This is a genomic window from Streptomyces caeruleatus (assembly GCF_001514235.1).
Taxonomy (GTDB): domain Bacteria; phylum Actinomycetota; class Actinomycetes; order Streptomycetales; family Streptomycetaceae; genus Streptomyces; species Streptomyces caeruleatus.
Map to the genome: position 1 here is coordinate 34,253 of NZ_KQ948942.1, position 18,003 is coordinate 52,255.

Annotated in this window: 17 protein-coding genes; 10 read left to right on the forward strand and 7 right to left on the reverse strand. The window is 70.9% G+C overall.

All coding sequences use genetic code 11. From position 1 onward, the window contains the following. Positions 1 to 4: 4 nt before the first annotated feature. A complete protein-coding gene (locus AQJ67_RS39010; protein ID WP_062724237.1) occupies positions 5 to 1,156 on the reverse strand; it encodes a glycosyltransferase family 4 protein in 1,152 nt (383 codons plus the stop codon). Positions 1,157 to 1,375: 219 nt separating this feature from the next. Then, positions 1,376 to 2,362: a cell envelope lipid trafficking protein PgfA gene (gene pgfA / locus AQJ67_RS39015; protein WP_062724238.1), complete on the reverse strand. Its 987-nt coding sequence runs from the start codon at positions 2,360 to 2,362 to the stop codon at positions 1,376 to 1,378. A gap of 198 nt (positions 2,363 to 2,560) precedes the next feature. On the opposite strand from pgfA, the gene AQJ67_RS48445 reads away from it, so the two are divergent. Together AQJ67_RS48445 and AQJ67_RS39020 are read left to right on the forward strand one after the other, a co-directional pair. Then, positions 2,561 to 2,713 (forward strand): hypothetical protein, encoded by a 153-nt coding sequence (locus AQJ67_RS48445; protein WP_167348315.1) that lies wholly within the window; start codon positions 2,561 to 2,563, stop codon positions 2,711 to 2,713. A 2-nt stretch (positions 2,714 to 2,715) separates the two neighbouring features. Next, positions 2,716 to 3,969: a PucR family transcriptional regulator gene (locus tag AQJ67_RS39020; protein ID WP_062724239.1), complete on the forward strand. Its 1,254-nt coding sequence runs from the start codon at positions 2,716 to 2,718 to the stop codon at positions 3,967 to 3,969. A 46-nt stretch (positions 3,970 to 4,015) separates the two neighbouring features. Here the strand turns inward: AQJ67_RS39020 and AQJ67_RS39025 are convergent, their stop codons facing one another. Next, the gene (locus AQJ67_RS39025) at positions 4,016 to 4,870 is read right to left on the reverse strand and encodes a hypothetical protein (protein WP_062724240.1); all 855 of its coding nucleotides are present in this window, start codon (positions 4,868 to 4,870) and stop codon (positions 4,016 to 4,018) included. 83 nt (positions 4,871 to 4,953) lie between these two features. Next, complete coding sequence (locus AQJ67_RS39030; protein WP_062724241.1) at positions 4,954 to 5,535, reverse strand: hypothetical protein; 582 nt, start codon at positions 5,533 to 5,535, stop codon at positions 4,954 to 4,956. A 317-nt stretch (positions 5,536 to 5,852) separates the two neighbouring features. Here AQJ67_RS39030 and AQJ67_RS39035 point away from each other — a divergent pair, with 317 nt between their 5' ends. Both AQJ67_RS39035 and AQJ67_RS39040 read left to right on the forward strand, forming a co-directional pair. Beyond that, positions 5,853 to 6,626 (forward strand): IclR family transcriptional regulator, encoded by a 774-nt coding sequence (locus AQJ67_RS39035; protein ID WP_062724324.1) that lies wholly within the window; start codon positions 5,853 to 5,855, stop codon positions 6,624 to 6,626. Beyond that, positions 6,623 to 7,474, forward strand: a complete 852-nt coding sequence (locus AQJ67_RS39040; RefSeq protein WP_062724242.1) for an SMP-30/gluconolactonase/LRE family protein — start codon at positions 6,623 to 6,625, stop codon at positions 7,472 to 7,474. The genes AQJ67_RS39035 and AQJ67_RS39040 overlap by 4 nt, the downstream gene beginning before the upstream one ends. 161 nt (positions 7,475 to 7,635) lie before the next feature. On the opposite strand, the gene AQJ67_RS39045 is transcribed toward AQJ67_RS39040, so the two are convergent. The 3 genes from AQJ67_RS39045 to AQJ67_RS39055 all read right to left on the reverse strand — a co-directional run bounded on the left by AQJ67_RS39045 (position 7,636) and on the right by AQJ67_RS39055 (position 10,939). Then, entirely contained in the window at positions 7,636 to 9,042 is a 1,407-nt protein-coding gene (locus AQJ67_RS39045) for an FAD-dependent oxidoreductase (RefSeq protein WP_208615118.1), read from the reverse strand. Beyond that, complete coding sequence (locus AQJ67_RS39050; RefSeq protein WP_425264221.1) at positions 9,039 to 10,220, reverse strand: MAB_1171c family putative transporter; 1,182 nt, start codon at positions 10,218 to 10,220, stop codon at positions 9,039 to 9,041. The genes AQJ67_RS39045 and AQJ67_RS39050 overlap by 4 nt, the downstream gene beginning before the upstream one ends. Before the next feature lie 71 nt (positions 10,221 to 10,291). Next, positions 10,292 to 10,939, reverse strand: a complete 648-nt coding sequence (locus tag AQJ67_RS39055; RefSeq protein WP_208615119.1) for a toxin-antitoxin system, toxin component family protein — start codon at positions 10,937 to 10,939, stop codon at positions 10,292 to 10,294. Between the two features lie 253 nt (positions 10,940 to 11,192). On the opposite strand from AQJ67_RS39055, the gene AQJ67_RS39060 reads away from it, so the two are divergent. From AQJ67_RS39060 to AQJ67_RS39085, 6 genes are all read left to right on the forward strand, one after another. Beyond that, positions 11,193 to 12,542, forward strand: a complete 1,350-nt coding sequence (locus tag AQJ67_RS39060) for an extracellular solute-binding protein (RefSeq protein WP_062724243.1) — start codon at positions 11,193 to 11,195, stop codon at positions 12,540 to 12,542. 14 nt (positions 12,543 to 12,556) lie between these two features. Beyond that, positions 12,557 to 13,495 carry a carbohydrate ABC transporter permease gene (locus AQJ67_RS39065; RefSeq protein WP_062724328.1) on the forward strand — a complete coding sequence of 313 codons (939 nt, stop codon included), beginning with the start codon at positions 12,557 to 12,559 and terminating at the stop codon, positions 13,493 to 13,495. Next, positions 13,492 to 14,352 carry a carbohydrate ABC transporter permease gene (locus tag AQJ67_RS39070; protein WP_062724244.1) on the forward strand — a complete coding sequence of 287 codons (861 nt, stop codon included), beginning with the start codon at positions 13,492 to 13,494 and terminating at the stop codon, positions 14,350 to 14,352. Before AQJ67_RS39065 ends, AQJ67_RS39070 begins: the two co-directional genes overlap by 4 nt. Beyond that, a complete protein-coding gene (locus tag AQJ67_RS39075) occupies positions 14,349 to 15,320 on the forward strand; it encodes an arabinan endo-1,5-alpha-L-arabinosidase (protein ID WP_062724245.1) in 972 nt (323 codons plus the stop codon). Before AQJ67_RS39070 ends, AQJ67_RS39075 begins: the two co-directional genes overlap by 4 nt. A gap of 81 nt (positions 15,321 to 15,401) precedes the next feature. Next, positions 15,402 to 16,913 (forward strand): arabinosylfuranosidase ArfA, encoded by a 1,512-nt coding sequence (gene arfA, locus AQJ67_RS39080; RefSeq protein ID WP_062724246.1) that lies wholly within the window; start codon positions 15,402 to 15,404, stop codon positions 16,911 to 16,913. A gap of 162 nt (positions 16,914 to 17,075) precedes the next feature. Beyond that, a complete protein-coding gene (locus tag AQJ67_RS39085; protein ID WP_062724247.1) occupies positions 17,076 to 17,990 on the forward strand; it encodes a sulfite exporter TauE/SafE family protein in 915 nt (304 codons plus the stop codon). Positions 17,991 to 18,003 lie beyond the last annotated feature (13 nt).

An 18,003-nucleotide genomic window follows, 5' to 3' on the forward strand; every position in this document is an offset into this window, starting at 1 on the left:
CCGCTTAGGCGCCACGATGGACCGCCTCCGAGGCAACCGCCAGAAACTGCCGCACAGTCCGATCCCACCGATACCCCGCGGCCCGATCCCGCGCAGCCTTGCCCATCAACTCCCGCCGATGCCCCGACAACGCGAGCGTGCACCACGCAGCCGCGAACGAGGACTCACCCGCGGCCAGCACCCCGGTCTCCCCGTCCACAACCGAATCCCGAAGCCCAGGCACATCAAAGGCAACGGTCGGCGTCTCCCGCGCCGCGGCCTCGGTGACGACCAGCCCCCACCCCTCCACGGCCGAGGGATGAAGCAACAACCACGCCGCACACAGCAGCCGATGCTTCTCCGCCTCCGGCACATGACCGACGAACTCGACACCGGGCCCGGCAAGCCGCTCAAGAGACGCCCGCTCAGGCCCGTCCCCGACGATCACGAGCCGCCCCCCGGTCACGGGCCGCACCCGCTCCCAGAGCCGCAGCAGCAGATCGATCCGCTTGTACTCGACCAGCCGCCCGACAGCCACGAACAAGGGCTCGGAAGACCGGTCACCGAGCGGCCCGGGCTCCTCGACCCCGTTGTGCACCACACGGATCCGCTCCCGCTCGACCCCGATCCCGCGCAGCGCCTGCGCGGTGGACGGGGAAACGGCAACCATCAGACCCCGCTGCCGAGCGCCCGTCAGCGCCCACTGCTCCAGTCTTCGCCCCAGCCGGGCAGCCGGGGCCATGACCCCACCGAACCGCATCGGCCACAGATCCGTGTGCACATGGTTCACCAGGCACAACGTCGGCCCGCGATGCCACAGCGGCGCGAAGTACGGCATCCCGTTGCAGACCTCGACCAGCAGATCGCAGTCCCCGACCTGACGGGCGAAGGCCGATCTGGCGCGCAGGTAGTGGCCGTACGAGCCGCCGGCCGACACGACCCGGTAGTCGCGGTAGGCCGCCGGACCCCCGCACAGCAGGGTGACCTGGTGGCCGAGTCTCGTGAGGCCGTCGGCGAGCCGGTCGACCAGCAGCTCGGAGCCGCCGGCGGACCGGTTGCCCAGGTCTCGATGGGCGAGAAAAACGATTCGGCGCGGATGTGGGGGAAGCGCCGAGGAAGGTTGCTGCGACGCCCAGGGGAGGGCGGCGCGCAGAGGGGAGGGCACGTGCTGGGGCATCAGCGCTCCAACTCGTCTCAGGGTGCGGAACTCAGCGTGGGGGTGGGGAGGGTTTGGGTTCCCGTGGGGGGATTTGGAAGGTACTGGACTGCTTACGGTCGTTGTGCGTGGGGTGTGGACAGGCTGTGTCCGGGTGGGGGTGGACAGTTTTCGCCCAGCAGTTCGCCACGGCTACTCACCGACGTGACAATTTCCGGCTTTGTTAGAGCTGACGTCACGTCATATCGTGAGCGTGGGCTGGGGCATCTCGACTGTACCGGCGGATTCAGGCCGCTTACGCCCGCGTACCACCAAAACGGCACCCACCGCCGCAAGCACGAATCCCGCCCCGGCAGCCCCGACCGGCAGCGTCTCCCCCACCATGCGCAGCTGACCGCTGTCCCGCTTCGCCTGCCGTACGGCCTCCTTCTGCGTGGCCGTGGTGAACCCGATCTGCTCGCTGTCCAGCAGCACCGCCGCGTCCTTGTCGCCGCCGGGCGCCCGCAGGGTGCGGCGCGGGCCGGTCTGCGCGTACACGACCCGGCCGGTGGCCTGATCCACGACGAGCTTGAACCCGTGGTTGGAGTACCACTCCTCGGCCAGCACCTGCGGCCGGTCCGGCTCGTCGACGAGGCTGCCGGGGACGAGCCGGGTGCCGACCTTGCGGGGCGCGACCGTGCCGGTGAACCGGTAGCCCGTGTACCCCTGGACCTTCTCCGTACCGTCGTAGCGCATCGTGATCGTGGTGCCGCCGGTGTTGTCCCACCACTGGTAGGAGCGCTTCTGCACGTCGAACGGGAACTTCAGATAGGCCTCGCCCTCGATGTACGGCGACTCCTCGCAGCAGTGCACCGGCCTGGTCGTCTTCCGGTCCATCACCCAGCGGTGCGGGGTGAAGTCCAGCGCGTCGTGCGGGTCGGCGGCCGGCAGCGACTTGTCCGTGTCGACGGTGGTGATCACGTCCCAGACGGCGTTGCCGCTGCGCTCGCTTTCCGCCACATTGCCGCGCACCCGCTGGGTGACGGTGATTTTCTGGTCCGGCACGGTCTCGATCCTGTCCGTGTCGAAGACGCTGCCGGTGCCCTCGTACACGGCGGTGGTGTCGATGTCGATCGGGTTCACGGCGGCACGCGGGGTCACGTACCAGGCGAGCATCGGCGCCAGTACCAGCAGAAACGTGCCGAGGCCCAGCAGGATCAAGGAGAGAGGTGAGGCTGTACGGCGCATCCGGCACTCCTGGGGATTGACACACGGTCGTTGCCTGGCCGTTCTTGGGCCGGGAACCGTAGGCGCCCCTTGACGGAGTGTCAATGTCTTGACGGCCCGACCCGGCTTGTCGAGACTGAACCCGACAGGCAGGGGCCGGAACAGGCTGATACCACCGGGGTGGGGACGACCTCCGGATGCAGAGAGGCTGACCCTGCGATGTCCAGACTGCTCGCCGCCGCGCTGACCGTCGCGCTCGCCGCCGTACTCGCGGTGGGCGCCGCGCTCGGCGTCGTCGCGCTGCTGGAAGCGACGCCCGACCAGCCCAACACACCATTGATCACCTACGAGCAAGCGGGCCAGGGGAGTTGACCGTGGCCGCGACCCCCGCCACCCCCGAGACGGCCTCGCCCCCGGTCACCCGCTCGGCCTGGCGGGACGTACCCCGCTTCCAGGTCCGCCGTTTCGCGGAGCTGGCGATGGCGGACGCCCCGGCCCTCGCCGAGGAGATCCTGCGCGAGATCCGCCGCGAGTACCCGCATCTGCCGCTGGTCCTCGACGAGTCGGGCGAACCGATGGCCCTGGTCGGCATCCGCCGCGCGATCGAGGTGTTCGTCCAGCACCTGGAGACCTCGGAGGGCCGCCCGACCGTCCCGCCCGGCGTCTTCCAGGACTTCGGCCGCGGCGAGGGCCTGGGCGGCCGCTCCCTGGACTCCCTCCAGGCCATCTACCGGATGGGCGTACGGCTGGCCTGGCGCCGTTTCGCCGAGATCGGGCAGCGCGTCGACATACCGCCGCCCGCGATGTACGAGCTGGTGGACGCGGGCTACGAATACCTGGACGGCCTCGTCGACCAGTCCGTGCGCGGCTACGCCGAGGCGGCCGCCCGCCAGGCCGGCGAACGCTTACGCCTCCAACGCCGCCTGATGGAACTGCTGTTGGCGGAACACCATCGAGGCGATCCGGCGGACGCCCTGACCGAGCGGGCGGCCCGCATCGGCTGGCCACTGCCCGAGAAGGTCGCCGTAGGGGTCCTTCTGCGCCCGGCGCGCGAGGCGATGGCACCGGCCGTGGGACAGGGAGTGCTGCTCGACATGGAGTACGAGCAACCGCGCATGGTCGTCCCCGAACCCGACGCCGGCGGGCGCCCCGAACTCCTCCACCGGGCCCTGGCCGGCTGGTCCGGCGCCATCGGCCCGCCCGTCCCGCTGGCCGACGCCGCGAAGTCCCTGCGCTGGGCCGAGGCGGCCGTACGCCTCATGGAACGGCGCCTGCTCCCGGCCGGGGACGTCCTGTACTGCACCGAGCACACCGAGGCGCTGGTGCTGCTCCAGCCCGAGGAACTGATCGACGACCTCGCGGTGCGCTGCCTGGCGCCCCTGCGGCACTGCGGTCCCACACACGGGCGACGCCTCGCGGAGACGTTACTGGCGTGGCTGGAGACCAGGGGCGGGGCGCCCGAGGTGGCGGCCCGCCTGGGGGTTCATCCCCAGACGGTCCGCTATCGGCTACGGCAGATCCGGGAGCTGTGGGGCGACGAGATGGACGACCCGGACCGGCGGTTCGAGCTGGAACTGGTGTTGCGGGCACAGCGGTTGAGGGGGGCCCTCGGCGAGAGCCCCCGCTAGCCCCCCGCCAGCCGCCGTGGCCCGCGGTGCTGTGCCTCTGTCCGGCTCAGAGCCCGTAACGGCTCTTCAGATGACGCCAGAAGTCCCGGAACATCCACTTGTCGAACTCGGTGATCTGCGCGGCGGATCCGGCCTTCATCAGGAAGCAGCACTGCCCGGTCGGGGACCAGTCGTAGAAGTCGTCGAGCCCGAAGGTGTGGCCGACTTCATGCAGATAGATGTGGATGTTCTCCTGGCCCAGGGCCGAGGTGAAGTACTCCTGCCCGACCCGCTGCCCCCAGTCGCCGCCGGCCCCGCCCTGGAACCCCTTCGTCAGCCAGAGCGACTGGTCGTAGTGGCGCGCGGCACCGCCCGGGCACTTGGAGTAGTCGCCGTCCTGGTGGAAGAACCGGCCGCACTCGGGCGCGCACTGCGGGGCGCCCTCGCCGTCCAGCCGGCCGGCGTAGATGTCGACGGAGTTGTCGCTCCACTGGAGGGTGGACCGGTTCTTGACGGCCCAGCCGACGACGTTCACGGGAACGCTGGTGTACGGCCAGGCGTTGTGCCCGGCGCCGTTGCTCTCGACCATCGCGGCCATCCACTTGCCGAACTGCTTCTTCAGCGCGGCGTGGACCTGGTCGCGCAGGGCGACGCTCACCGGGGCGTCCGACTCCCAGCGGACGCAGTAGTTGACGCTGCCCCGGTTGGCCATGATCTGGTCCCAGCCGTAGTTCCGGAAACCGTAGAGGTCGGGGTAGGTCGACTCGACGTGGTTCCAGACCTCGCCCAGGGGCTGGACGAGGTTGGCCGGCGGGGACCACTGGTCGGCGGCCTGGGCGGGGGCCGCGGTGACGGCGGGCGCGGCGATCAACGCGAAGATCGCGGCGATGACGGCACCGAGCCGTGCGAGACGGGTGCGCATGGTGAACTCCCTTGGTGGGGGACGGGACTTCACCTGCCTGGTTGCCGCCGGGGCCGTGGAGGTTGCCGGCCATGGCAGGCGGGTCAGGCATTCTGCCGGGCGGGCCGGCCGGGCTCGGGGCGGGCGGACCGTGAGCGGGCGGTCCCGGCGCGCAGGCGGCGGCCGCGGCGGGTCAGGCCCCAGGGCTTGAGCACCGAGATCACCGTCATGAACACATACGCGGACAACGACACGATCGGCCCCATCATGAGCCCGGTGGCATCCGGCAGCGGCCCACCCGCGGCGACAGCGGACACGGTGGACCCCAGTCCGGGCCGCAGCGCGAACGCCGTCGCCGTCGTCGTGGCGAGGGTCAGCCAGAACTTGACGTACACCCACCGGTGCCGCGCCAGCCCCCACTGCGTCCCCAGGGCCAGCACCAGCCCACTGACCAACGTGACGAACGCCACCGGCAGCAACAGCCAGTCGGCGAACAGCTTCATCGCCCGCACGGACGCCTCCACGGTCACCGCCGACCCGGTGGCCGCCGCGGTGACCGCGAGCGCCAGCAACCCGAGCGTGAGCCCGAGCCATCCGGCGGAGGCGACGACATGCACGACGAGAACGGCCCGGCGGACGGGGCGGCTCAGTTTCCTGGCGGACGGGGGAGAGCTTGTGGAAGACATGGACTACACGGTGCCGGGGGCGGGCGGTGGGCACGTCTTACCGGGGGAGTAAGCCGGTGTACTGGCGTGGGCGTATGCGGCGGCATCGAAGCTGCTCCGCCCGAGCTTCCCTGCCCATCCCCCGAGCCCGCGCCGTCACGAACAGAAGAGAACCCGATGCGGAAACCGTCGCGCGGAGTAGCTGCCGGCGCGGCTTTCGAGCTGGTCGGCGCAAGGCCATTGCCGGGGGAAAAGGAGATTGAGTAGCCTGTGTTCGTTATTCCGATCGGCTGTTGAAATTTCGAACGCAGCCTGACACCCAAGGGAGGGTGCCGGACGTGGGACGCCTCGTACCAGCCGTGACCCGGGCTCTCGACATTCTCGAGCTCTTCCTCGACGGGGACGGGACACTGTCCGCCCCCGACATCGTGCGCAAGCTGCAGCTGCCGCGCACCACCGTGCACGAGCTGGTCACCACGCTCGCAGCCCGGTCGTACATCGTCCAGGTCCCGGGTCAACCGGGACGGTACCGGCTGGGTGTGCGGCCGTACCAGCTCGGCAGCCGGTACGCCGAGCAGCTCGACCTCGCGGCCGAGGGGCAGCAGGTCGCGCGGTCCGTCGCGGAGACCTGTGACGAGACGGTGCACGTGGCCATCCTCGAGGGCACCGACGTCATCTACATCGCCAAGGTGGACTCGACGCACGCGGTGCGCATGGTGTCCGCCGCCGGGCGGCGGCTGCCCGCCCACTGCACGTCCGTCGGCAAGATGCTGCTGGCCTCCCTCTCCGAGCCGGAGCTCTCCTCCCGCATCGCGGACGGCGCCGAGCTCATCGCCATGACCCCCAACAGCATCACCGACCCGGGCGCCCTGCGCGAGGCCCTCACCGGGATCCGGCAGCGGGGGATCGCGGTCGAGCGCCAGGAGTCCAACCCGGACGTGTCGTGTGTCGCCGCGCCCGTGCGGGACCGTACCGGGCAGGTCGTCGCCGCGCTCTCCATCTCCGTCCCGATGATCCGCTGGAGCGAGGACCGGCGCGCCGAGCTGGAGCAGCTCGCCGCCAAGGGGGCCGCCGAACTGTCGGAGCGGCTCGGACACCGGAGCGTGGCATGACGACGACCGCGTACGAGGTGGCCGTGCGGGCCGAGGCGGAGCTCGGTGAGGGGCCGACCTGGGACCCGGCGAGCGGCCGGCTCATCTGGATCGACATCCTCACGTCCCGGATCCACACGTACGACCCCGTCTCGGGCCGTCGCTCGGTCCGTACGACCCCGCAGCACATCGGCGCCGTCAAGCCGCGCGCCGGCGGCGGCCTGGTGCTGAACCTGCGGGACGGCGTCGGACTGCTCGACCCGGACGACACCTTTCGCTGGCTGCACCACGAGCCCGTCCCCGGCCGCCGCGCCAACGACGCCGCCGTCGCCCCGGACGGTTCCCTGTGGGCCGGCACCATGCGCTACGACGAGGCCCCGGGCGGCGGCACGCTGTCCCGGATCACCGGTGACGGCACGGTCGAGGTGATCCTCGACGACGTGACGGTGAGCAACGGCACGGGCTGGAGCCCGGACGGCAGCCTCATGTACTACATCGACTCGCCCACCCGTCGCGTCGACGTCTTCGACTTCACGGACGGCCGGGCCGTGAACCGGCGCCCGCTCGTCGAGATCGAGGACGGCGCCGGGTTCCCCGACGGGCTCACCGTCGACGCCGAGGGCTGTGTCTGGGTGGCCCTGTGGGAGGGCGCGTCCGTACGCCGCTACACGCCGGCCGGTGAACTGGACCGCGTGGTCCCGCTTCCGGTGCCCCGGGTCACGGCGTGCGCCTTCGCCGGGCCCGACCTGACCGACCTGTACATCACGACGGCCCGCGTCGGCCTCGCGTCGCCGCCCGCGCTGGCGGGGTCGGTCTTCGTGGTCCCGGGCGCCGGCAAGGGCCTGCCGCAACCGGCCTTCAAGGGCTGACCCGCCCGACGCCCGGGGGCGCACACCGGACACTCGAACGCGCCCGGGCCTCGGCCCCTGACGGCCGCCCACACCCCCGCTCGCCCTGCCGCGCGCCGTCGCAGCCGGGTGGGGGTGGTACAGCCGGCCCCGGGCTGCCGCAGCCGGACGGCTGATCCTCCTCAGACCAGGCCTCCCGCCTTCCGCTCCTCCGCCGTCAGCGGCGGCCCGCTCAGCGCCGGCTTGAGCGGGCCGATCGCGGCGGCGAGGAGGACGGACGGGGCCAGGAGGACTTCGGCGCCGCGTTCCAGGGACGTCACGTCGGTCACCCGGCGGGCGATGCGGCCGTTGCCGGTGGCGGTGTGCATGAGGCGCGCCACGTAGGCGGCGACGAGGCGCTCCCTGAGGGTGGGGCCGTTCTCGGTCGCGCCGGGGTAGAAGACGTCCTGGCCGATGGCCATGTCCCAGGCGGCGGCGACCGGGCGGGTGACCGCTCGTTGAACGCGCCGGGCCAGGCCGGGGGACGTCGGCGGGTGACGCCGCGTCATGTCCCGCAGGATCAGGGCGCTCTGGGCGGCGACCGAGAGGCCGTGGCCGTAGACCGGGTTGAAGGCGGCGAGGGCGTCGCCGAGGACGACGAGGTTCTCCGGCCAGGCCGGCATCCGCTCGTAGAAGTGGCGGCGGTTGACGGTGGTGCGGGTGCAGGAGACGGGGGACAGCGGCTCGGCGTTCTCGATGAGGTCGCCGATCAGCGGGTGGCGCAGCTTCTCGCGGGCGAAGCCGGCGAAGTCCTCGGCCGTGGCGGGGGGTTCGCCGCCGCGGGTGCCGGAGAGGGTGACGATCCACCGGCCGTTCTCGATCGGCAGCAGGAAGCCCGCCCGGCCCGGCCCGCCGTCGCGCGGGTCGGGCTGCACGTTGACGACCGGGAAGCCGTCCCGGGCGTGCTCGGGGGCGAGGTAGAGGCGGCTGGCGTACACCAGGCCGGAGTCGACCTCGCGGCGCTCGGGCGCGGGAAGGCCCAGCGCCGCGAGCCACTTGGGAGTCCCGGAGCCGCGGCCGGTGGCGTCGACGACCAGGCAGGCGGGCAGGGCGCGTTCGGTGCCGTCGTGCGTGCGGATCCGTACGCCTGTGACGGCGGCGGCCGTTCCGGTCAGCCCGACGGCCTCCGCCCGGTCGACCAGCTCGATCCGGTCGTCGGCGAGGACCTGGGCGCGGATCGTCGCGTCCAGCAGGTCCCGGCCGGCCAGGATCACATGGTGCGACTCGGGCCAGCGGCGGAACCAGCCCCGGGCCGACATGGCGACCACGTCCGTCGTGACGGGCAGCCGCTGTGCTCCGGCGGCCCGGAGCACCTCGGTGATGCCCGGGAGGAGTTCCTCCATGGCCCGTACCCCGCCCGACCACAGCATGTGCGCGTGGCGCGCCTGTGGCAGCCCCTTGCGGGGCTCGGGGCCGTCGGGCAGGGCGTCCCGGTCGACGACGACCACGCGGTCGGCGAAACCGGCGAGCGCGCGGGCCGCGAGCATGCCGGTGTGGGATCCCCCCAGGACGACGGCGGTTCTGACGTCTGGGGCGGGGCGTTCGTTCATGCGGAGGCACTCTCTGCCGGGGCGGTCGCTCGGGCGCGTACCGCCTCGATGTCGTCGGGGTGACGGAGGGCTCGGGACACGGCCTGGATCTCCCGCAGCAGATACGCGGTGTCGGGGCCGGACGGGGAGGCGTCGGCCTCGGGGGACCGCCGCCGGGTGTCGACGGCGTCCAGGAGCATCACGGCCGCGGCCAGGGCCTCCGCCCGCGCGGGCCCGACGCCGAGGCCGAGGGCCGCGTCGTACGACCGTGCGCGCAGGTTCTCGTCGAGGTGCCGGGACACCTGGAGCAGCGCGTCGCGGATGAACGTCTCCCGGCGGATCAGCCGCAGTTCCGCGGTGCCGCGCAAGGTGAAGGGCTCGCGGGCGGCGCTGACCGACCGCATCAGCACGGAGAGGGTCCGCAGGTGCCGGTGGCGCAGCCGGATCCGCCAGTGCTCGTGCAGGTACTGGCCCGTGTGCGGGAGGATGAAGCCCACCGCGACCAGGGACGCGGAGACGCAGGCCGCCGCCGGTGCCAGGTCGGTGCTCAGCCAGTCCAGGTCGTGGCCCCTCCAGCGGGCGGTGACGGCGGTGAGCTTGGCCGCGTCGAAGAGCAGGTTCGTCGCGTAGCCGACGCCCAGGAACCTGAGGCCCCAGCGCAGCCAGCCGTCGAGGCCGTCGGTGCGGATCCAGTTCCAGATCAGCCGGGCGGTGATCGTGCAGGCAACGGTGTGCGCGAGCAGGTAGAGCAGGATCTGCTCGCGCATGAACGGCGTCGTGGCGTAGTAGGTGTCCAGGTCCCGCAGCCGTTCCACGGGGGCGTCGGCGAGGGCGAAGAGCGCCCACAGGGCGACGACCACGCCCGCGTAGACGGAGACGACCCAGCGGGTCGCGCGGCGCGTCGCGGCCGAGCGGTTGGCCAGGCCGTTGCGCCAGGCGATGATCAGCAGCAGCCAGGACGCGCACAGCGCGGTGATGAGCGAGTACACCCAGGGCGCCGAGATGTTCGGTACGCCGGTGACGCGGTTGGTCCAGGCGATGGTGCTCGGGGCGGCGAAGACGAACACGGCGCAGGCGAACAGCAGCAGACCGCCCACGGCGCGCAGCAGCGGGTCCCGCCACATCCGGACGATGCTGGGCAGCTTGATCGCCAGGGCGGCGGTGAGGGCGACGGTCGGGATCCAGAACGAGATCTGCACGTCACCGAAGAGCCTCGCCGAGGTCGACGCCAGCGCTGCGGCCGGCTCCGACGCCGGCCCGGTCGCCCAGGTCACCGCTCCACCCTCCCGTTCCTGCTCCCAGCCCTGCTCCCCGCCCCGCTCCCACTCCCGCGGTACCCCATCGACCGCTGCACCGGCCCGAGCGGCGGCTCCGCCCCCCGCCCCGACAGCAGCGGCCGGAACGCGGCCGCCAAGCGGTGCCCGAAGTCGTCCGCCTCGGACTCCTCCCGCTCCCGGGAACCGTTGCGGGCCGCCACCGTGAGGGCGACGTCCTTCCAGCCGGGCGTCCCGGCGAGGGCGTGGGCGGCGGCCGTACCGTCCGTGTGGTGGTGGCCGTGCCCGGCGTGCAGATGCCACAACTCATGGCCGAGGATGACCAGTTGCTGCAAGGCCTCGGCCCGCTGCTCGACGATGACCAGGTCGAAGTCCTGGAACTCCACCCACAGCCCGGTCACTTCGATCTCGTCGGGAAACCGCTCGAACCGCAGCTCGACGGGCCGCCCGCCGCGCCGCGCGCTCATCTCCGCGCACAGCGCCTGGCACAGCTCGTGGACGTCGGCCGGAGGACGGGGTCTGGTACGCAGTGCGGCGCTCAGATCGGAGGCCAGGTCGCGCATTCCGGAAGCGGAGCGTGAGCGCCGCGCCCGTAGCACCGAAGTGACCCGGGCCGCCCACTCGCGCGCGCCCGCGATGTCCATCGCACCCCCTGTTTCCCCCGCCGCCCGGCGGGCCGTTCGAGCCTACGCGGCCCTGCGTGTCCGCGTCATGCGATCCGACGCCGTAGTTCAAGCGGGAACGACCGGGGTCGACGTCGGCCTGTGGCCGAACCCGCCCCGCCCACCCCGCCGCGCGTGATTCGTGCACGACCCATTGACTGGTAAGCGCTTGCCGCCTACGGTCCCGTTCGAAGTTACGTGCACCATTCGATATCTCGAATAGTTAGGGCGGGGAATGGGACGACCTGGCCTGAATCGCAGGCAACTTCTGGCCACCGCAGGAGGCCTCGCGGTGGCCGGCAGCTTCGGCTTCGCTGCGCTGGGGACCGGGGCCGACGCGCTCGCCTCCAACGCCCGTACGCGGGTGCGGTACTGGAACCTCTTCAGCGGCGGCGACGGCGCCAACATGATCGCGATGCTGGACGCCTTCCGGACGGCCGATCCGGACATCGACGTGAAGGACTCCACCCTCCAGTGGGGCAACCCCTTCTACACCAAGCTCGCCATGGCCGCCGCGGGCAACCGCGCACCCGACCTCGGCGTGATGCACATGGGCCGCGTCACCGGCTTCTCGCCCGGCCGCCTCCTGGACCCCTGGGACGTCGGCCTGCTCGCCAAGTACGGCGTACGGGAACAGGACTTCAACCCCAAGCTGTGGCAGCGCGGCATCATCGACGGCAAGCTCTACGCCCTCCCGCTCGACATCCACGTCCAGCTCTGCTTCTACCGCAAGGACGTGCTGAAGAAGGCGGACCTGCTCGGCGACGACGGCCGGATGATCCCGGTCACCTCCACGGACGAGTGGTTCGACGTGCTGAAGCGGGCCAAGGCCGTCCAGAAGAAGGGCCTTCAGACGATCGGTCTGTGGACCAACGACCAGAACTTCCAGTGGTGGTTCTTCGTCGCCTTCTACACCCAGCTCGGCGGCCGTTGGTTCAACGACGACAACACCGAGGTCCTCTTCGACACCGACAAGGCCACCCAGGTCCTGGAGTTCCTCCGCAGGCACGTCACCGACGGCTACGTCATCCCCGGCGCCCCCACCGGCGAACAGTTCGTCAACGGCGCCCCCTTCACCTGGGAGGGCAACTGGTCCGTGCCGGTCTTCTCGGGCGCGAAACTCGACTACGGCGCGACCCCGCTGCCGCCCGTCTTCGGCAGCCAGGCCACCCACGCCGAGTCGCACGCCTTCGTCCTGCCGCACCAGTCGGACCGCGGCGGCGCCACCAACGAGGGCGCCCACGAACTCGCCGCCTACGTCGTCAAGCACGCCCTCCAGTGGGCGGCCGGCGGCCACATCCCCGCGTACACGCCGACGCTCTCCACGGCCGCGTACCAGAAGCTCACCCCGCAGAACGAGTACGTCGGCGCCATGGACCACCAGGCCACCGAGCCGAAGGTGTGGTTCGCGGGCTCCACGGGCGTCCTCGCCCAGGATCTCGGCCCGGTCGTCGTCTCCTCGACGATGGGCTCCGCGAGGCCGGACAAGGTCGCGGGGACGATGAAGAGCCACCTCACCAAGCTCCTCGCCTCGAAGAACCCGATGGACGGCAGAACCGCCGCGCAGGGAGGTGCGGTCGCATGACGACCAGCGCGCACATGACGACCGGAGCACAGACCGCCGTGGCACCGGCACGCGCCAGGACCGCCACCGCCACCGCGACCGTCCGGCGGAGGCAGGGCTTCCAGCACGGAGGCTGGTTCGTCGCGCCGTTCCTGGCGCTCTTCGCGCTGTTCGTGATCTGGCCGTTGCTGCGTGGCGTCTACCTCAGCTTCACGGACGCCAACATCTCCGGCGACGACGCGAGCTTCGTCGGCCTCGACAACTACCGCGAGGCCCTGAACGACCCGGCGATGTGGGACGCGCTCGGAAACAGCGCCTACTTCACGCTGCTGGTCGTCCCCTGCATCACGGTCCTCGCCCTCCTCCTCGCGCTGCTCGCCCACAACATCGAGCGCGGCAAGTGGCTGTGGCGGCTGTGCTTCTTCGTGCCGTTCCTGCTGCCGTCGACCGTCGCCGCCAACATGTTCCAGTGGTTGTTCACCCAGGGCATCGGCCTGATCAACGAGACCTTCGGGCTCGACACGCCCTGGCTGACCGACAAGTCGTACGCGATGCTCGCCATCGTCATCGAGACCCTGTGGTGGACCGTCGGCTTCAGCTTCCTGCTCTACCTCGCCGCCCTCCAGGGCATCCCGGAGCACCTGTACGAGGCCGCGAAGCTCGACGGCGCGAACGCCTGGCACCGCATCGTCCACATCACCCTGCCGATGCTGCGCAACATCACCGGCCTGGTGATCGCGCTCCAGATCCTCGCCTCGCTCCAGCTCTTCGACCAGGCCGTCGTGATGATGGACTTCAGCCCCGGACCCGAGCTCGCCACCCGCTCCTTCGTCCAGTACACCCTCGAACAGGGCTTCACCAGCTACCGCGTGGGCTACGCCTCCGCGATGTCCATCATCTTCTTCGTGATCATCGCAGTCGTCGCCCTGGCGCGGATGTGGCTGCTGCGCAACCGTGAGGAGAGCGGCCGATGACCACCGCCGTACAGGTCCGCAAGAGCCCCCGCAGGCCCTGGACGCCCAGCCAGATCGTCCTCACGCTGATCGGCGTCGCCGTCTCCGCCGTCTTCGTGGCCCCGATCGCCGCGGCCCTGCTCACCTCGTTCAAGTCCGAGGCGGAGGCGGCCGCGATCCCGCCGCACTGGCTGCCGCAGGACTGGACGGCCCAGGCGTGGAAGGGGCTGTGGGAGACCGGCAACATCACCAACTGGTTCGTCAACTCCCTGGTGGTGTCGGTCTGTGTCACCTCCGTCGTGCTGGCCGTCAGCGCCCTCGCCGGATACGGCTTCGCCCGCACCGAGTTCCGCGGCAAGACCGTCCTCATGGGCATCGTCATGGGAGGCCTGATGATCTCCCCGGCGGTCCTCGGCGTCCCGCTGTTCACCACGGTCCAGCAGATGGGGATGGTCGACACCTACTGGGGCATGATCCTTCCCCAGTGCGCGCCCGCCGCGATGGTCTACATCCTCTACAAGTTCTTCCAGGGCATCCCGCGCGAACTGGAGGAGGCGGCCTTCATCGACGGCGCGGGCCGCTGGCGGGTCTTCTTCACGATCGTCGTCCCGCTCGCGAGGCCCTCGTTGGCGGCGGTCGGCATCTTCACCTTCATCGCCTCCTGGAACAACTTCCTCTGGCCCTACATGGTGACCAACAACCCCGACCTGATGACCATGCCGAACGGCATCGCGACCGTCATGAACTCCTACGGCATCCAGTGGGCCCAGCTCATGGCCGGCGGCCTCATGGCGGGCCTCCCCCTGATCGTCGTCTTCGTCTTCTTCCAGCGACAGATCGTGGCGGGCGTGGCCCACACGGGATTGGCGGGCCAGTGAGAGTGCGCAGAGCGGTGACGGCCGTGGTCGCGGCGGCCTTCCTCGCCTTCCTCCCCAACGCCGCCCAGGCGGCGGAGAGTTACCCCGACCCGCTGCCCCTCACCGGCCAGCAGATCATCCACGACCCGACGGTCCTGAGGTTGAAGTCCGGCCAGTACGTGGCGTACTCGACCGGCGGGGCGATCGGCGCCCGCCTCTCGAAGGACCTGCGGAACTGGACCGACGCGGGCAACGCCTTCGCCGAGCCGCCGACCTGGTGGTACGAGTACAACGACACGGGTGACCCGTGGGCGCCGGACATCTCCTACCGCGCGGGCAGGTACTGGCTGTACTACGCCGTCTCCAGCTGGGGCACCAACCACTCGGCGATCGGCGTCGCGACGTCCCGCTCCGGCCTGCCCGGCACCTGGACCGACCACGGCAAGGTCCTCACCTCCGAGACCACCGACACCTGGAACGCCATCGACCCCGCCGTCATCCAGGCCGACGGCCGCCTCTGGATGTCCTTCGGCTCGTACTGGACGGGCATCCGCATGGTGGAACTCGACCGCGACACCGGCAAGGCGGCCACGCAAGCACCGGTCCACCACCTGGCCACCCGCCCCGACGCCCCGTACGCCGTCGAGGGCCCGTACATCGTGAAGCACGGCCGCTTCTACTACCTCTTCGCGTCGTACGACCAGTGCTGCTCGGGCGTCAACTCGACGTACAAGATCAGGGTGGGCCGCTCGACGTCGGTCACCGGTCCGTACGCCGACAGTCAGGGCAAGCCGCTGCTGGAGGGCGGCGGAGACCTGGTGCTGGCAGGACACGGCCGGTTCGTCGGCACGGGAGGCGAGTCGGTGTTCAAGGACAGGGGCCGCGATGTCCTGGCGTACCACTACTACGACGCGGAGGACGAGGGCACGCCAAAGCTGGGCCTCAACAGGCTCAGCTGGACAAGAAGCGGCTGGCCCAAGGTCTTTTAGGGGCGCGGGGAACTGCGCGACCAGCCCACGACCATCCGCACCCGCCAACGCACCAGGAACCACCCACCCCGAAAGGCGACCATGCACACCGCCCGCGTCACCCTCGACCCCGCCTTCACCGTCGGTCAAGTGAACCCCCGAATCTTCGGCAGCTTCGTCGAACACCTCGGCCGCTGCGTATACACCGGCATCTTCGAACCCGACCACCCCACCGCGGACGCGGACGGCATCCGCCAGGACGTCCTCGACCTCGTCCGTGAACTCGGCGTCACCGCCATCCGCTACCCCGGCGGCAACTTCGTCTCGGGCTACAAGTGGGAGGACTCGGTAGGGCCCGCTCAAGACCGACCTCGCCGTCTCGACCTCGCTTGGCGCTCGACGGAGTCGAACCGCTTCGGCCTCTCCGAGTACATCGCCTTCCTGAAGAAGGTCGGCCCCCAGGCCGAGCCCATGATGGCCCTCAACCTCGGCACCCGGGGCGTCGCCGAGGCCCTCGAACTGCAGGAGTACGCCAACCACCCGGAGGGCACCGCCCTGTCCGACCTCCGCGTCGCGCACGGCGACAAGGACCCCTTCGGCATCAAGCTGTGGTGCCTGGGCAACGAGATGGACGGCCCCTGGCAGACCGGCCACAAGACCGCCCAGGAGTACGGCCGCGTCGCCGCCGAGACGGCCCGCGCCATGCGCCAGATCGACCCGAACGTCGAACTCGTCGCCTGCGGCTCCTCCAGCCAGTCCATGCCGACCTTCGCCGCCTGGGAGGCGACGGTCCTGGAGGAGACGTACGACCTCGTCGACCACATCTCCCTGCACGCCTACTACCAGCCCGAGGACGGTGACGTCGACTCCTTCCTGGCCTCCGCCGTGGACATGGAGTCCTTCATCGAGAACGTGGTCGCCACCGCCGACCACATCGGCGCGAAGCTGAAGTCGAAGAAGAAGATCAACCTCTCCTTCGACGAGTGGAACGTCTGGTACATCTCGGAGTGGCACGAGATCGAGAACTCCGGCGCGCGGGACTGGGCGGAGGCCCCGCGCCTCCTGGAGGACAACTACAGCGTCCTGGACGCGGTCGTCTTCGGTTCGCTCCTCATCGCTCTCCTCCGCCACGCCGACCGCGTCACCGTCGCCTGCCTCGCGCAGCTGGTCAACGTCATCGCCCCGATCATGACCGAGCCGGGCGGTCCGGCCTGGCGGCAGACGACGTTCTTCCCCTTCGCCCAGGCCTCGAAGTACGGCCGCGGCCAGGTCCTGGACGTCCGGGTGGACTCGCCGACGTACGAGACGAAGAAGTACGGCGAGGCCGACCTGCTGCACGCCACCGCCGTACGCGCCGAGGACGGCACGGTCACCGTGTTCGCGGTCAACCGCAGCCGCACCGAGGAACTTCCCCTGGAGGCCGCCCTGAACGGCCTCGACCTGACGCGGGTCATCGAGCACAGCGCCCTCGCGGACGCCGACCCTGACGCCCGCAACACCCTCGACGCCCCCGAGCGGGTAGCCCCGCACCCGGTCGAGGGCACGGTGCTGAAGGACGGCAGCCTCACCGCCGTACTGGAACCGCTGTCCTGGAACGTGATCCGGCTGGGCTGAGGTCGGCCGGGGCGCGGGGTCCGGGGGCAGGGGGTCCACGCCTCGGACATCCGTCCCACACCTCGGACACTCACGGCCTGCCCCCAGCCAGATGCCCTAAAGTCCGGTCCCGTCCATCCCTACCAACCCGGTAGGAAACCTCGGAAAGACGGGACCGGCCGCATGCGCACGCTGATACTGCTCGCCCTCGCGGGCCTGGGGGCCCAGCTCGTGGACGGCAGCCTCGGTATGGCCTACGGGGTGACCTCGACCACGCTGCTGCTGGCCCTGGGTACCAACCCGGCCGCCGCCTCCGCCACGGTCCACCTCGCCGAGATCGGTACGACGCTGATGTCCGGCGCCTCGCACTGGCGGTTCGGGAACGTCGACTGGAAGGTCGTCGGGAAGATCGGCGTGCCCGGCGCGGTCGGTGCCTTCCTCGGCGCGACCGTCCTGTCGAAGCTGTCCACCGACGTGGCCGCCCCGCTGATGTCCCTGATCCTCCTCGGCCTCGGCGTGTACGTCATGTCCCGCTTCACCTTCCGCGGCCTGCCCAAGGACCGCGTGGGCCTGCCCCTGCGCCGCCGCTTCCTCACCCCGCTCGGTCTCGTCGCCGGCTTCCTGGACGCGACGGGAGGCGGGGGCTGGGGCCCGGTCGGGACTCCGGCGCTGCTGGCCTCCGGCCGGATGGAGCCGCGCAAGGTCATCGGCTCGATCGACACCAGTGAGTTTCTGGTCGCGGTCGCCGCGAGCCTCGGCTTCCTGTTCTCGCTGGGCTCGCAGGGCATCGACTTCGTCTGGGTCGCCGCCTTCCTCGCCGGCGGCCTGGTCGCCGCGCCGATCGCCGCCTGGCTGGTGCGCGTCCTGCCGCCCCGCGTCCTGGGCTCGGCGGTGGGCGGCGTCATCCTCGTCACCAACGTCCGCACCCTGCTCAACAGTGACTGGCTGACGGTTTCCGGGGCTACGGCCGTGGCGGTGTACGTCGCCCTGTACGGCCTGTGGGCCGCCGCCCTGACGTACTCGATCCGCGCCCACCTGAAGGAGTCGCGGGCGGCCGCGGCCGAGCCCGTGCCGGGGCGGCAGTCCGTCGGCGCCTGACCGACCGGAATCG